General features: G+C 36.1%; 10 protein-coding genes. 8 read left to right on the top strand and 2 right to left on the bottom strand.

Annotation, left to right across the window (positions count from 1 at the left end; all coding sequences use genetic code 11):
• Positions 1–581 precede the first annotated feature (581 nt).
• The gene (locus tag AC1DCY_RS15795) at positions 582–1,541 is read right to left on the bottom strand and encodes a hypothetical protein (protein ID WP_477351619.1); all 960 of its coding nucleotides are present in this window, start codon (positions 1,539–1,541) and stop codon (positions 582–584) included.
• A gap of 1,071 nt (positions 1,542–2,612) precedes the next feature.
• On the opposite strand from AC1DCY_RS15795, the gene AC1DCY_RS15790 reads away from it, so the two are divergent.
• Positions 2,613–2,804, top strand: a complete 192-nt coding sequence (locus tag AC1DCY_RS15790; protein ID WP_403002354.1) for a hypothetical protein — start codon at positions 2,613–2,615, stop codon at positions 2,802–2,804.
• A 415-nt stretch (positions 2,805–3,219) separates the two neighbouring features.
• Positions 3,220–5,412, top strand: coding sequence for a DNA topoisomerase III (locus AC1DCY_RS15785; RefSeq protein WP_477351617.1), 2,193 nt, complete (start codon positions 3,220–3,222; stop codon positions 5,410–5,412).
• A 246-nt stretch (positions 5,413–5,658) separates the two neighbouring features.
• Here AC1DCY_RS15785 and AC1DCY_RS15780 read toward each other — a convergent pair whose 3' ends face one another.
• On the bottom strand, positions 5,659–6,711 hold the full coding sequence (locus AC1DCY_RS15780) for a saccharopine dehydrogenase family protein (protein WP_477351615.1): 1,053 nt from the start codon (positions 6,709–6,711) through the stop codon (positions 5,659–5,661).
• 218 nt (positions 6,712–6,929) lie between these two features.
• On the opposite strand from AC1DCY_RS15780, the gene AC1DCY_RS15775 reads away from it, so the two are divergent.
• The 6 genes from AC1DCY_RS15775 to AC1DCY_RS15750 all read left to right on the top strand — a co-directional run bounded on the left by AC1DCY_RS15775 (position 6,930) and on the right by AC1DCY_RS15750 (position 13,178).
• The gene (locus AC1DCY_RS15775; RefSeq protein ID WP_477351613.1) at positions 6,930–7,796 is read left to right on the top strand and encodes a MurR/RpiR family transcriptional regulator; all 867 of its coding nucleotides are present in this window, start codon (positions 6,930–6,932) and stop codon (positions 7,794–7,796) included.
• 5 nt (positions 7,797–7,801) lie between these two features.
• A complete protein-coding gene (locus AC1DCY_RS15770) occupies positions 7,802–8,917 on the top strand; it encodes a M20 peptidase aminoacylase family protein (RefSeq protein WP_477351611.1) in 1,116 nt (371 codons plus the stop codon).
• A gap of 41 nt (positions 8,918–8,958) precedes the next feature.
• Positions 8,959–9,798 carry a GNAT family N-acetyltransferase gene (locus AC1DCY_RS15765; RefSeq protein WP_477351609.1) on the top strand — a complete coding sequence of 280 codons (840 nt, stop codon included), beginning with the start codon at positions 8,959–8,961 and terminating at the stop codon, positions 9,796–9,798.
• Positions 9,773–10,879 (top strand): o-succinylbenzoate synthase, encoded by a 1,107-nt coding sequence (gene menC, locus AC1DCY_RS15760; RefSeq protein WP_477351607.1) that lies wholly within the window; start codon positions 9,773–9,775, stop codon positions 10,877–10,879. Before AC1DCY_RS15765 ends, menC begins: the two co-directional genes overlap by 26 nt.
• Before the next feature lie 77 nt (positions 10,880–10,956).
• Complete coding sequence (locus AC1DCY_RS15755) at positions 10,957–12,009, top strand: YkvI family membrane protein (RefSeq protein ID WP_477351605.1); 1,053 nt, start codon at positions 10,957–10,959, stop codon at positions 12,007–12,009.
• A gap of 518 nt (positions 12,010–12,527) precedes the next feature.
• Positions 12,528–13,178, top strand: coding sequence for a TetR/AcrR family transcriptional regulator (locus tag AC1DCY_RS15750; RefSeq protein ID WP_477351622.1), 651 nt, complete (start codon positions 12,528–12,530; stop codon positions 13,176–13,178).
• Positions 13,179–13,338 lie beyond the last annotated feature (160 nt).

Raw genomic sequence — 13,338 nt, 5'->3', positions numbered from 1 at the left:
AAGTAGGGGGCGAACTGTTTTGCGGACGGGGTCTTAGCCCCACGGGCGCGAACGTTCTACCCCGGCTACCGTTATCATATATCGATATAAAAAATGGTCAACCAGAAATATTTTCTGGCTGACCTTATAATACGATCGGGCGCGATTGTTGAAGAAGCGTCGCTGTTCTTATTAAACTAACGATGCAGTTTAATGAAATAAGGAATAAACGATTCGGATAAAGAATTTAATGCTATAAGAAGGTATTGAAACAATGAACATATTAGGGGGATTCTATTGTAAAGAATTAAAATTGGTGGAGTTATAATGTTAAGTGGATTATTAATTACACTAAGTATTATTATAATAGGTGCTATATATGCAATTAATACCAATTCAAAATTATGGCTTGCTATTTTTGGGGGAAGGTGTTGCTTTAAAATAAAGTTTGATCAAAAATTCTTCACAAGCCAGCATTTTACGATATATAAAAAGAATCCATTTTGAAAAAAGTGTAAAGTGACAATAAAGTTATTTAATTTTAAAAGCTCAAACAAGCATAACCCCGTCCTAGATTTAGAACGGGGTTAAAAATATAAGACCTAATTTAGCAGTTTGAAAGATTTATTAATATTCAAATCACCGTACAGTTTGTCAAACAGCTTGCCATCTTTCGACTTGGGAGCAAACGGATTGGATTGCGGTACCGTATACACATACACCATGCCGTTGGCTTTCGTAATGACGCTCCCTACAGGCGGGCCATCTTCTCTGGAGAGGCGACTCCAATCGTTTTTGGAAAATACGGAGATCATCAGCAGCATCTCAGTATCTTTTCCATTTTTTGCAGTATAATCGAACTGCACTACATGCTTAGCCGATGGCATGATTTGATTTGCATTTTTGCCTGAATATTGGCTTGTATTGTATTGTCCGTTCCATGAAACAGGCAATTTAAAAATGAAGTTTGCCTGAGAATTCATGTATAGTTCTTGGTTATCCGCTAAAACATTTTTGAGTTTATTTCCTTCCCAAGTTAAGATCAGATGATCCACGTAGCCACCATTTCCTCCTTGAGGGGCCGTTACGATAATATCGTTTACTTTGTTGCCCGTATAGTCACTAATAATCAATTTTGGTTCTCGAGCGGATTCCCCATACAATTTTCCATCCGTCCCTTTGAGCATCCAATCATATTTTATATATCTTTTAGTTTTTCCCTCCTGCACGATGATGGATAAATCATCCGCATACTCATCCAGTTTGCCATCAATCTTTTCTTTTGTACCCACCAATATCACATTGTCTTTAACTGAATTACCGTCAATATCGGACACCTTGCAGTCGAGTACATACGTATTTTCCTTAAGTTTAAGTTCGGGTACTTTAAATTTTTGACCAATTTCTACTTTTGGCAACGTTTTTTCGGATTTCTGAGCCACCACTTTTGTATCTGAAACTGCCTGTTTTGCCAACGAAACTTGTGGCGCCCCGATTCCAACTGCACAAATTAAACCTGCCAATGCTAAATAAGAAATTTTCTTTACGTATTGCTTCTTCATTTTCAAAACCTCCATTTATTCATTACAAAAGTAAGACGTATGAGGTCCCCTTAAAAGTTTGTTTTTGGATTGGAGGAGAAAGAAATCTTTTTTTATAAGTAGTACCTAAAAGGGGTAACATCAGGTAAATGCAGATTACAAAGAAAGGAAAGCCAAATATAAAAAAGCCTAATTTCTCGGTAGTGTAAGTGAGAAATTAGGCTTTAGTTACTTCATAAAAGCGCCCTTTAGTTGAATAGAATGACTTTCATTTTATTTAACAACTTTATTATTTTTTAAACGACATTATTGTGAATTAAACTGTTGCTTTAAAATAAAGTTTGATCAAAAATTCTTCGCAAGCCAGCATTTTACGATAAATAAAAAGAATCCATTTTGAAAAAAGATTGATCAAAATGGATTCTTATCCCTCAAATTTAAGATTGGTTTTTATAAAAAAGATCGATTATTTTCTACCAATGTTGTTCAACAATCGCACCCGATAATGGAATAAGTCTTCATAAGAATAACGATAATTTTCTCTATTTACTAAATAACTTAATTCCAGAGATTAAAGTAATAATTGCAAGTAGAGCTATACTTAACCATTCCATATAAAGCGAGAAGTCGCTACCATACAGCAGTTGGAGAGGTACCAGATGACACGGAGAAGCCAGCAAAATAACTAAACTCAGACTATGAGTCTCCGGTGCAGCATAGCAGGCCTCTGCCTTATGAATAGACCGAACGAAGGAATGTAAGCGCAAATGACGCTAAGAGACATGGGAGGGTACGTTGTCATAAGTATCGCAGAGATCCATTGTGCATCACATAGTGGATTAAAAAGCTAATGATTTCCATTAGTTTTAGCGAAGCGTACACTCAGATTGTAAGTTATAACTATAAATTAAAAATACTGTTTATAAATTAAGTGAAAAAATATTTTTTCTTCATCACGAGGTGGTAGAAACAGTTGATACATCAATGTTTATAGAGGGAGTTTAGTTGAATAAAAGGTTTCTTTAGTAAGAACGTAGAAGTAGTTATTAAACAGATGATATTAGCATCGTTATAGTTTAGGAGGAGAAAGGAATGAGCCAAAAAAAACAAGATAAAATCCAAAAGCAAAAAAAGGTTCAAGGTATATATAGAAAGATAAAACAACAAAGTAGAGGAGATAAAGACGATAAAAATGATAACAAAATAGGTGTAATAATTGTAAATATTTGTGTTGTATTAGCGATTTTAGCTCTTTTACTAAACGCATTTATTAAAGAATTCTAGATTGTTTTATTGGGGAATTTGAACGTAGAAAATTGTACTTAAACTCCAATGAAAGAACGTAATCATCTTTCATTTTCTGTGGTGTAGTGTTAATTTTACACGACATGGATGGCTAACGGAGTACTTTAGTTAAATATTCGATTTACGAAATATCAAACCAAAAAACAGAGTTGATTCTACACATTTTGTAGATTTACTCTGTTTTTATGTTTTAACAGCAACAATATTTTAGAAAACAGCCTTAAATTAACCATCTACCCAGCTCTGTGGGGAACCTGATCATTTAACCTTGCTTACCTAATCAGTTCACCGACAAAGACTATTATGAAAACTAAGCAGGTAGCTCTAATCAATTTCTGCCCCGAACTTATGGTATATTAGACAGTACATAGTTAGTAAAGGAGTACGAAAATATATGGTTAAAAGTTTAGTCATTGCTGAAAAACCTTCAGTTGCACGTGATATAGCAAATGTCTTGAAATGTAATAAAAAAGGGAACGGATTTTTAGAAGGTGACAAATATATAGTTACTTGGGCATTAGGTCATTTAGTGACATTAGCTGATCCAGAAGCCTACGATAATAAATATAAAACATGGAATTTAGAAGACCTTCCAATGTTGCCAGAACGAATGAAGCTAGTAGTGATGAAGCAAACAGGTAAGCAATATAATGCAGTCAAATCACAATTAACACGTAATGATGTCAACGAAATCATTGTGGCTACTGATGCTGGGCGTGAAGGGGAATTAGTTGCTCGATGGATTATTGATAAAGCAAATGTGAAAAAGCCAATTAAACGTTTATGGATTTCATCTGTTACAGATAAAGCGATTAAAGAGGGATTTGCTAATTTAAAACCGGGGAAAAACTACGATAATTTATATGCTGCTGCTGTTGCTCGTTCTGAAGCGGATTGGTATATCGGATTAAATGCGACACGAGCATTAACGACAAGATTTAATGCACAGCTGAACTGTGGACGTGTTCAAACTCCAACTGTTGCGATTATTGCTGCACGCGAAGATGAAATTAAAAACTTTAAACCACAAACATACTACGGTATTGAAGCACAAACAGATTCATTAAAGCTTACATGGCAAGATGCAAATGGTAATTCACGTAGCTTTAATAAAGAAAAAGTCGACGTTATTGTCAAAGCATTAGGCAATCAAGATGCAAAAATTGCTTCAATTGACCGCAAGCCTAAAAAATCATTTGCCCCAGGTCTTTATGATTTAACAGAATTACAGCGAGATGCCAATAAATTATTTGGCTATTCGGCAAAAGAAACATTAAATATTATGCAAAAGCTATATGAATCTCATAAAGTGCTGACATACCCTCGTACAGATTCACGTTATTTATCATCTGATATTGTAGGCACATTACCTGAGCGTCTAAAAGCATGTGGCATCGGCGAATATCGTACATTAACGAATAAAATTTTAGCAAAGCCGATTAAAGCGAATAAATCTTTTGTAGATGACAGTAAAGTGTCTGATCACCATGCTATCATTCCAACTGAGGGCTATGTGAATTTATCTGCATTCAATGATAAAGAGCGTAAAATATATGATTTAGTAGTAAAACGATTTTTAGCTGTATTATTCCCAGCACAGGAATATGAGCAATTAACAGTACAAGCTCAAATCGGTAATGAGAAATTTATTGCTAAAGGGAAGACTGTCACTATTGCAGGTTGGAAAGAAGTATATCAAAATCGTTTTGATGATGAAGAATCTTCGGATGATGTTAAAGAGCAGCTGCTTCCTCGTTTAGAACAAGGACAAGTGTTAAAAACAAAGCTAATTGCCCAAACATCTGGTCAAACAAAGCCACCCGCACGTTTTACAGAAGCGACATTATTATCAGCGATGGAAAACCCTACGAAGTATATGGAAACGAACGACAAAAAGCTTGTTGATACGTTGAAATCAACAGGTGGGTTAGGGACCGTTGCAACACGAGCAGATATTATTGAAAAGCTCTTTAATTCATTCTTAATCGAAAAACGTGGCGGCAAAGAAATTTACATTACATCCAAAGGTCGTCAATTACTTGACTTAGTGCCTGAAGAATTACGTTCTCCTGCGACAACAGCCGAGTGGGAGCAAAAACTTGAGTTAATTTCAAAAGGTAAGTTGAAAAAAGACGTGTTCATCAATGAAATGAAAAAGCACACTCAAGAAATAGTCGCTGAAATTAAAGCAAGTGATAAAAAATATAAACATGACAATATCTCAACAAAATCTTGCCCTGATTGCGGCAAGCCAATGCTTGAAGTTAACGGTAAAAAAGGTAAAATGCTTGTCTGCCAAGACCGTGATTGTGGCCATCGTAAAAACGTATCACGCGTCACAAACGCACGATGCCCGCAATGTAAGAAAAAGCTAGAACTACGTGGTGAAGGCGATGGCCAAATCTTCGTATGCAAATGTGGTTATCGCGAAAAGTTATCTGCATTTGAAGCCCGTCGTAAAAAAGAAGGCGGTGGCAAAGTGGATAAGCGTAGCGTACAGAAGTACATGAAACAGCAAGAAAAAGAAGCTGAACCTTTGAACAATGCTTTTGCAGATTTGTTAAAAGGAATGAAATTTGATAAATAAAGATCAATTAATAGTTGATTTTAAAATAAAATCACGATGTTTAAAAAAGTCGCGATGTTTTTGGCTCTGGATCAATGATAACTGGACGCCCCCAGGAAAGCGCCAGCCGAAACGTAATTAACCCCTCGCTTTGCCGGATACCATACTATTAATTAATAGGACACCTTATTTTCATTGACCAATAGTTTTTTAACAACAAATGCTCATGTGTATTGTCACATGAGCATTTAATATGAATAACTACATTTATTTTTCAATTTCCTCAATAACGATGTCGGGACAATTTATTTCGGAGAGTAATTCATCTATATCTGTTATTTCAAAAGGAAAAACGACACCTTTTACATTTTTCAGTTGCGCAATTTTCGCTAAAGATGCAGTTGCCATAGCTGTTGTATGATAATCAGAAGAGGTGGATAAGGCTAATGTTTTTACCTTCTCTTGGTTATCGATGATTCCTTTTACTTCAACAGTAAGAAAAGCATTTTCATTTTTATGAGGCTTATGTTTTACTACCTTTGAGAGAAAATCTTTGTACTTATGAACATTGTCTATGAAACCAGCTTGTCTTAAAAAAGATACTAGTTTATTGAAAGCATTGGCATTCCAAGAAGTCCAATAATTTATAGAGTTAACACCCAATATGTCTTTTAAGAAATTTTTTTCTGAATGGTCTATAAATCGTACCTCTTTTTCTTTATGTAGGAAAGTCATTTTTCTCTTTTTAGTAAATCCAGAAATAACTTTGTTTTCAAGCTTAACTGGTTGAGCAATTATATTTAACATATCTAAAATACCAGATATACCAGCTTTAGCATTTGTATTTTGTAATAATCCAACATTTATCTCTGTCACTTCTGAAAAATTAGAAATAGCCTTTTTTACCATTAAGCCTGATAAGCCGGGGAAAAATCCAGACATTACAACTACACCTACATCATTATTTTCTGCATCTTCATTAAGTTCGTTAACTTTCTCTACAAAATCATAATAGGGTGTAACATCTAGACATAATATTTTATTTTCTATACATGCCTTTTGAATATATGGATTTTTCTGTTTCAATACTACAACTACAATATCAAGATTTTTTATTACCTGCGTTACATTTTCTTCTTTATTTACATCTAAATATTGAAATTGAACATCAGCGTTAAAAGAATTAGCTAATTTTTCTCCTCGTTCAGTTTTATAGTCTGTCACTATTAACTTTATTTGATTATCAAATATTCTTAATAATTCACTACAAACTAATTGACCAAGAACTCCAGATGCCCCAACAACCATAATCTTTTTCATATTTCACAACCACCTGTTTTACTTTATTAAAGATCGTAATATGCTTACTTTTTATTATACATGATATAACAAAGATGGTTGCTGATGGGATATGACATCTTTAGAAAACAGAAATTTCAGAAAATATATTGAATTGCAAAAATATTTATGATACTGTATGTAACATGAAAATGAAGTTTAAGCTTCAAAAAATAAAATAAGAAGGATGTACTTCTTTGATGGATAATCAAACAATTCAACAAGTCATTCAACATAAATACCAGGAGCTTTCAAAGAGTCAGCAAAAAGTAGCGATCTTCATCCTTAAAAATTTGCAGACTGTCGGTGTTCATTCAGCTGCATATGTGGGGGAGAAGGCAGGGGTAAGTGAAACGACGGTTATCCGCTTTTGCTACGCTATCGGATTATCGGGTTATGCTGAGCTGCAGCGAGAGATTACGATGCAGTTATTCAATGAAGGCAATACGAGTAGCTTGCATAATTATTTGCAATCAAAGCAAGCACTGTTTGAGACTCCACGTTTTTATGAAAAGACGATGGAAAAGGATGCATCGAGTATTTTAAACGTTGCTAAGAACATTAACGAGGAAGATTTTAATCGTGCTTCGCTACTGCTGCATACGAAGAAAAAAATCTATATTGTTGGCAATGGGTCCTCCCATTTAGCGGCACAATGGTTGTGTTTTACGTTAAATATACTACGTCCTAACGTAGTGCTTTTAGATTTTGAAACTAGTGAAATCATTAGAGCTTTACAAGAAATCGATGAGGATAGTGTGGTCATTATTTTATCGTTCCATCGTTATTTTAAAGAACCGATTCAATTTGCAGCTGAAATTCAAGAAAAAAATTGCGAGATTATTGGTATTACAGATTCTAAAATTGCACCTATTACGCAATATGCGACGCTTACCTTTGTGAATGAACAACAGGAAATGTCTACGATTGACGCAATGCCAACACTGATTTCATTTTTAAATACACTAATTGCAGGTATGACTGCACAAGATCACGACTATTATGAAAATCAACGCGTAAAATATGATGATTTCCAAAATAGCTTTTTAGCAAATCGATGGAGTTGAATACAATGAATCAAGTTTTACAAAACTTACAGCCGAGATTGGCTGAAATTTTCACACATCTACATGAGCATCCGGAAATTAGCTGGCAGGAAAAGAAGACAACGCAATATATCGCTAATTTATTGAAGGAGGCACAGATGGAGCCTCAGTTGTTCGAGGATATGACGGGACTGTATGTAGATATTGGGGAAGGGATTCCGAGAGTCGGATTTCGTACGGATATTGATGCACTATGGCAGGAAGTAGATGGTGAATTTAAGGCTAATCATTCTTGCGGTCATGATGGTCACATGACGATGGCTATTGGGACGGCACTATTATTAAAGGATATGGAGCATTTACTCCCCGGCGCAGTACGTATTCTTTTTCAGCCTGCTGAAGAAAAGGCACAGGGCGCTCGCGCATTCGTTGAGAAGGGGCTAATCGATCATCTAGAATACTTATTTGGTGTCCATGTTCGTCCATTAAAAGAATTACGGGATGGAACGTATGCCCCAGCATTGTACCACGGTGCTGCAAAGCTTTTTACTGGGACAATTCTTGGGGAAGAGGCACATGGCGCACGACCTGAACTCGGCATTAATGCTATTGAGGTAGGAGTGGCGATTGTCGAAGGTTTACAAAAAATCTGGACAGACCCCAATGTCTCTGCGTCCGTCAAAATGACGCAATTTAATGCAGGAGGAACCTCTACAAATATTATTCCTGGGAAAGCAACATTTAGCATTGATGCACGAGCACAAACAAATGAAGTAATGCAAGCTATCACAGATGGCATTGAACGTGTAAAGGTATCGGTAGAAGCGATGTATGGAGCGAAAATTTCCTTAAATGTTGATGCGCATATTGTTGCCGCGTTAGTGAATGAAGAGGCATTACAGCATATGAATTCGGCTATTGTTGACACAGTCGGTGAAAAAGCATGCGCTTCACCAGTCGTCACTCCTGGAGGAGAAGATTTTCATTTTTATACGTATGAGCGTCCGAATCTGAAAGCAACTATGCTTGGCTTAGGTTGTGGTGTAACACCAGGATTACATCATCCAAAAATGACCTTTAATCGAGAGCGGCTTATTACAGGTGTGAACATTATCACGAGGGCTATTTTAAGAGCTTTATAGGGCCGTTAATAGGGGATAAAGAATAGAAAGAAGTGATAGTTATGATTGATATAAAGGAAATAAAGACAATCGAACAGCTGGAGCAAGTTCAACAATTGGAATATAAGGTTTGGGGCATGCCTTCTATTCCTATTCATCAAACTTTAACAGCTGTGAAAAATGGCGGTATCATTGTTGGCGCCTTTGATGGTGATCAATTAGTTGGCTTTAGCTATGGCTTTTCAGGATTTCGAGAGGGCAAAAGCTATTTATGTTCCCATATGTTAGGGATAGACGAAAATTACCGCTCCCAAGGGATAGGTGAACAATTAAAATATGCCCAGCAAGCTTTTGCTATTGAACGGGGCTACGATTTAATGGTGTGGACGTTTGATCCGCTGGAAACACGAAATGGTTTTCTCAATCTATCCAAATTAAATGGTATTTGTAATACGTATATAGAAAACTGCTATGGTGAAATGCAGGATGGCTTAAATAAAGGATTACCTTCAGACCGTTTTGAAGTGTGCTGGTATATAACCTCTGATTACGTAAGTAAAAATGTTTCAATAGATGCGACGGATGCCATACCAGTGGCTAGCTGTGTATCAAATGAACAAGGATTTCCATGTTTGAATATAACTGAAAATTTAAAATATAACGAAGGTTTATATACACTACCTGTACCGAAGGATTTTCAAGCATTGAAACTACAAGACCCAACGTTAGCATTGGACTGGCGTTTCAAAACTAGATATTTATTACAACGATTATTTGCACAAGGCTATGCGGCAGTTCAATTGCAGCAGCAAGAACATTACAACGAGTATGTTCTCGTGAAATTAGAAACTTTAGGTCTGGAAGGGGCAAATCAATATGAAAATTACGGAAATTACCATTAGACATTTAAAAATGAAATTAAAAGAACCATTTACAACAAGCTTTGGCACATTTGATGATCGAGATTTTTTAGTTTTAGAGGCCAAAGATGAAGCAGGAACAATCGGTTGGGGAGAATCTGTAGCGTTCCATTCACCTTGGTACAACGAGGAAACATTGCAAACAAACTGGCACATGCTAGAAGATTTTTTAATTCCTCTTATTTTAAATAAAGAGCTTCAGCATCCGGATGAGGTGAACGAGCTATTTAAACCAATTCGTAAAAATAATATGGCGAAATCAACGATTGAAGGTGCTATTTGGGATATTTATGCCCAACAGACGAATCAATCCCTGGCAGCCGCACTTGGTGGTGAAAAGGACGATATTGAAGTAGGAATCAGTATCGGTATTCAACAATCAATCGAGGACTTAGTAGCATTAGTAGATGGCTTTGTGAATGAAGGCTATAAACGAATGAAAATCAAAATTAAGCCAGGTTGGGACGTGGAAGTAATGCGTACATTACGTGAAGCGTTCCCTGATGTGGCGTTTATGGCAGATGCGAACTCTGCTTATCGCCTCGAAGATGCTGAAACGCTCAAGCAACTAGATGCTTTTAATTTAACGATGATCGAGCAGCCATTGGCGTCGGATGACATCATTGACCACGCAGCATTACAAAAATTAATCGATACGCCAATCTGCTTGGACGAAAGTATCCATTCATTAGAAGATGCACGCAAAGCTGTTGAGTTAGGCAGTACTAAAATTATTAACATTAAAATTGGACGTGTTGGTGGCTTAACAGAAGCGAAGAAAATACATGATTATTGTGAGGCAAACAACATTCCAGTTTGGTGTGGAGGAATGCTGGAGTCTGGTATTGGTCGTGCACATAATGTGGCATTAACTACATTATCGAATTTTGTTTTACCTGGAGATACTGCAGGCTCAAGCCGTTATTGGGAAAAAGATATTATCGATCCAGAAGTTGTAGTGAAGGACGGTTATATTGAAGTTCCGCAAAAAGCGGGGATCGGCTATGAAGTGAATAGGGAGACAATCGATTTATTCACAGTAGCGCAGAAAACATATAAATAACGTGGCTTGAGTAGTACAAGAAGGATATTTCGTTAGGAAGCCTATGAAAATAATTGATTAGAAAAAGCAGGTGTTCTATGAAAAAAAGTTGGCAGATAGGTGGCGCATTTGTAGGATTAATCGTTGGTGCTGGCTTTGCATCAGGACAAGAAATTATGCAGTATTTTACGAGCTTTGGTCTTTACGGAATAGCGGGGGGAATTGTCGCGACAATCGCATTTGCCTTTTTAGGGATGAGTCTAGCGCAATTAGGAGCAGATTCACAAACGACCTCTCATAAGGAGGTTATTTATCAAATTGGTGGACGTTATGTTGGGGTACTATTAGATATTGTCATTACATTCTTCTTATTTGGTGTTGCGGTTGTTATGTTTGCTGGATCGGGGTCAACATTTGAGCAAATGTTTAGTATAAATCCGATGATTGGCAGTATTTTTATGGTAATCATTACGATTTTAACATTGCTATTAAATGTGAAAAATATTATTAATATAATAGCTTTAGTGACGCCATATTTAATGGGGATCGTTTTTATTATTTTAATTTACTCCATTTTCACAATGGACTTAACCATTGCAGAACAGAATGTGTTAGCGCAAGAGCAAACATCTGCAGCTTCAAATTGGATATTGGGCGCACTTCTTTATGTATCTTATAACATAGCTGCCGGTACTGCGATGTTAATTGTTATGGGGGGAACGGTAAAAGAGCGCAAGGTAGCTGGATTAGGTGGTCTTCTTGGCGGTTTAATGCTCGGTGTTTTAATCATACTTATTAATATTGCTTTGTTCGTTAAAATGGATGTAGTTGGTGGGGCAGCAATGCCAACATTAGAGCTAGCAAAACAAATTCATCCTGTAGTGGGTATCTTAATGTCTATTGCTTTATTAGGCATGATGTACAATACAGCTGTTGGAATGCTTTATGCATTTACAGTACGTTTTATAGCGCCTGATCATAAATATTTTAAAATAGGTATTGTGGTGATTGGTTTAATAGGCTTCGTCGCGAGTTTAGTAGGGTTCACGACATTAGTTGGAAAGGTTTATTCAACAATGGGGTATTTAGGCTTTGCATTAATCATTGCGATCATCATCTCGTGGCTTCGTAAAATACCAAAGGCTTCATAACCATGTTTTTGAGATTCTCTAGTGTTTTTATACAACGCTAGGGAATTTTTTTGGATTTTAGTAATGAAAACAGGTTGGAAATCATATAGTAATTGTATGTTTGTTTATCTTCATTCAGCAAGTGTTTTATGTAACGTAAGTGAAATGGCAGTTACAAATCTCTCTTTTACCGAAAGCGAAGCGTCGACGTCAATTATACTGAGGCGAAATCGATCTGTAGTTATTTAAAAAATTCTGCTTTATGTAAAATAAATTCTCGTAATTTTAAATAAAATCTATATCGATGCTAGACACTAATTTTTGTAAATGCTATATTAATGGTGTCATAGTTTTTTTATAATTAAGAAAAATCAGGTTTCGTCACCGAGAGTTGGGATGGCATTTTGCTTGATTGGAGTGAAGACTGAAAGCCTCTATTCGTAACGGAAATCAACCACACATGATGGTGATGACCCAAAACTTTTTCTAATTATAAAGAGTGATGGAGTAAAGAGTTATAAGAAGGATGATAGATGCCTATGGTAAAGAAAACGTTAAAACAACGCATTGTTGACGCTTCTGTCGTGTTATTTCAGCAAGATGGCTATCACAATGTCACTGTTGATCGCATTGTTGAATACATTGGTGCATCAAAGGGTGGATTTTATCATAATTTTAAATCGAAAGATGAATTGTTGTATGAAATTCACGATGTATTTATTTCATATGTTATTAAACAGTCACAGGAAGCATATGACAAATACGATACACCGATTACACGTTTATGTGCAATGCTGCAAACACTGACCCAAGTATTTGATATGTACCAAGCACATATTACTGTTTTTTATGAGGAAAGTCGTTCACTGCCAGAGGAATATAGTGAAATTATTCATAAAAAACGAGATCAATATCGGGATATTTTACAAAAAGTCATAGAGGAAGGCCAACAAACAAAGGATTTTCGTACAGAACTACCTTGTACTATTGTAACGATGGCTATTGTTGGGATGATTAACTGGACATATAAATGGTTTAAGCAATCAGGTCCATTAACAATGGAGGAAATTACAGAAGTCTTTACGGATATGGTATTGCGTGCGATTGTCACTGAACAAGCAATGGAAGAAGCAGTTCAATTTATGATCAAGGAGAAGCCAGAAGCAAAAGCTGGTTTTATTAATATTTAAAACAAACCGACTAGTCGGTATTAACTTCTTTAAACGGGTGTCCAAACACTCGTTGAAATAGAAGAACTCAGTCTAAGAACGCCACGTCCTGTGGCAATTTATCTGTGCGAAAGCGCAGCGACAGCAACACACGACTGAGTGATCAACATCATGTTGGCCC

The sequence above is a fragment of the Lysinibacillus sp. 10T31 genome (assembly GCF_056394365.1).
Note: the sequence above shows the minus strand (reverse complement) of the source record. Positions and strands in the feature narration are given on the sequence as shown.

Excerpts from the sequence above, each read along its gene's own strand:
- AC1DCY_RS15795 (WP_477351619.1), bottom strand. The coding sequence starts at position 1,541 with ATGAAGAAGCAATACGTAAAGAAAATTTCTTATTTAGCATTGGCAGGT.
- AC1DCY_RS15790 (WP_403002354.1), top strand. The coding sequence starts at position 2,613 with ATGAGCCAAAAAAAACAAGATAAAATCCAAAAGCAAAAAAAGGTTCAA.
- AC1DCY_RS15785 (WP_477351617.1), top strand. The coding sequence starts at position 3,220 with ATGGTTAAAAGTTTAGTCATTGCTGAAAAACCTTCAGTTGCACGTGAT.
- AC1DCY_RS15780 (WP_477351615.1), bottom strand. The coding sequence starts at position 6,711 with ATGAAAAAGATTATGGTTGTTGGGGCATCTGGAGTTCTTGGTCAATTA.
- AC1DCY_RS15775 (WP_477351613.1), top strand. The coding sequence starts at position 6,930 with ATGGATAATCAAACAATTCAACAAGTCATTCAACATAAATACCAGGAG.
- AC1DCY_RS15770 (WP_477351611.1), top strand. The coding sequence starts at position 7,802 with ATGAATCAAGTTTTACAAAACTTACAGCCGAGATTGGCTGAAATTTTC.
- AC1DCY_RS15765 (WP_477351609.1), top strand. The coding sequence starts at position 8,959 with ATGATTGATATAAAGGAAATAAAGACAATCGAACAGCTGGAGCAAGTT.
- menC (WP_477351607.1), top strand. The coding sequence starts at position 9,773 with ATGAAAATTACGGAAATTACCATTAGACATTTAAAAATGAAATTAAAA.
- AC1DCY_RS15755 (WP_477351605.1), top strand. The coding sequence starts at position 10,957 with ATGAAAAAAAGTTGGCAGATAGGTGGCGCATTTGTAGGATTAATCGTT.
- AC1DCY_RS15750 (WP_477351622.1), top strand. The coding sequence starts at position 12,528 with ATGGTAAAGAAAACGTTAAAACAACGCATTGTTGACGCTTCTGTCGTG.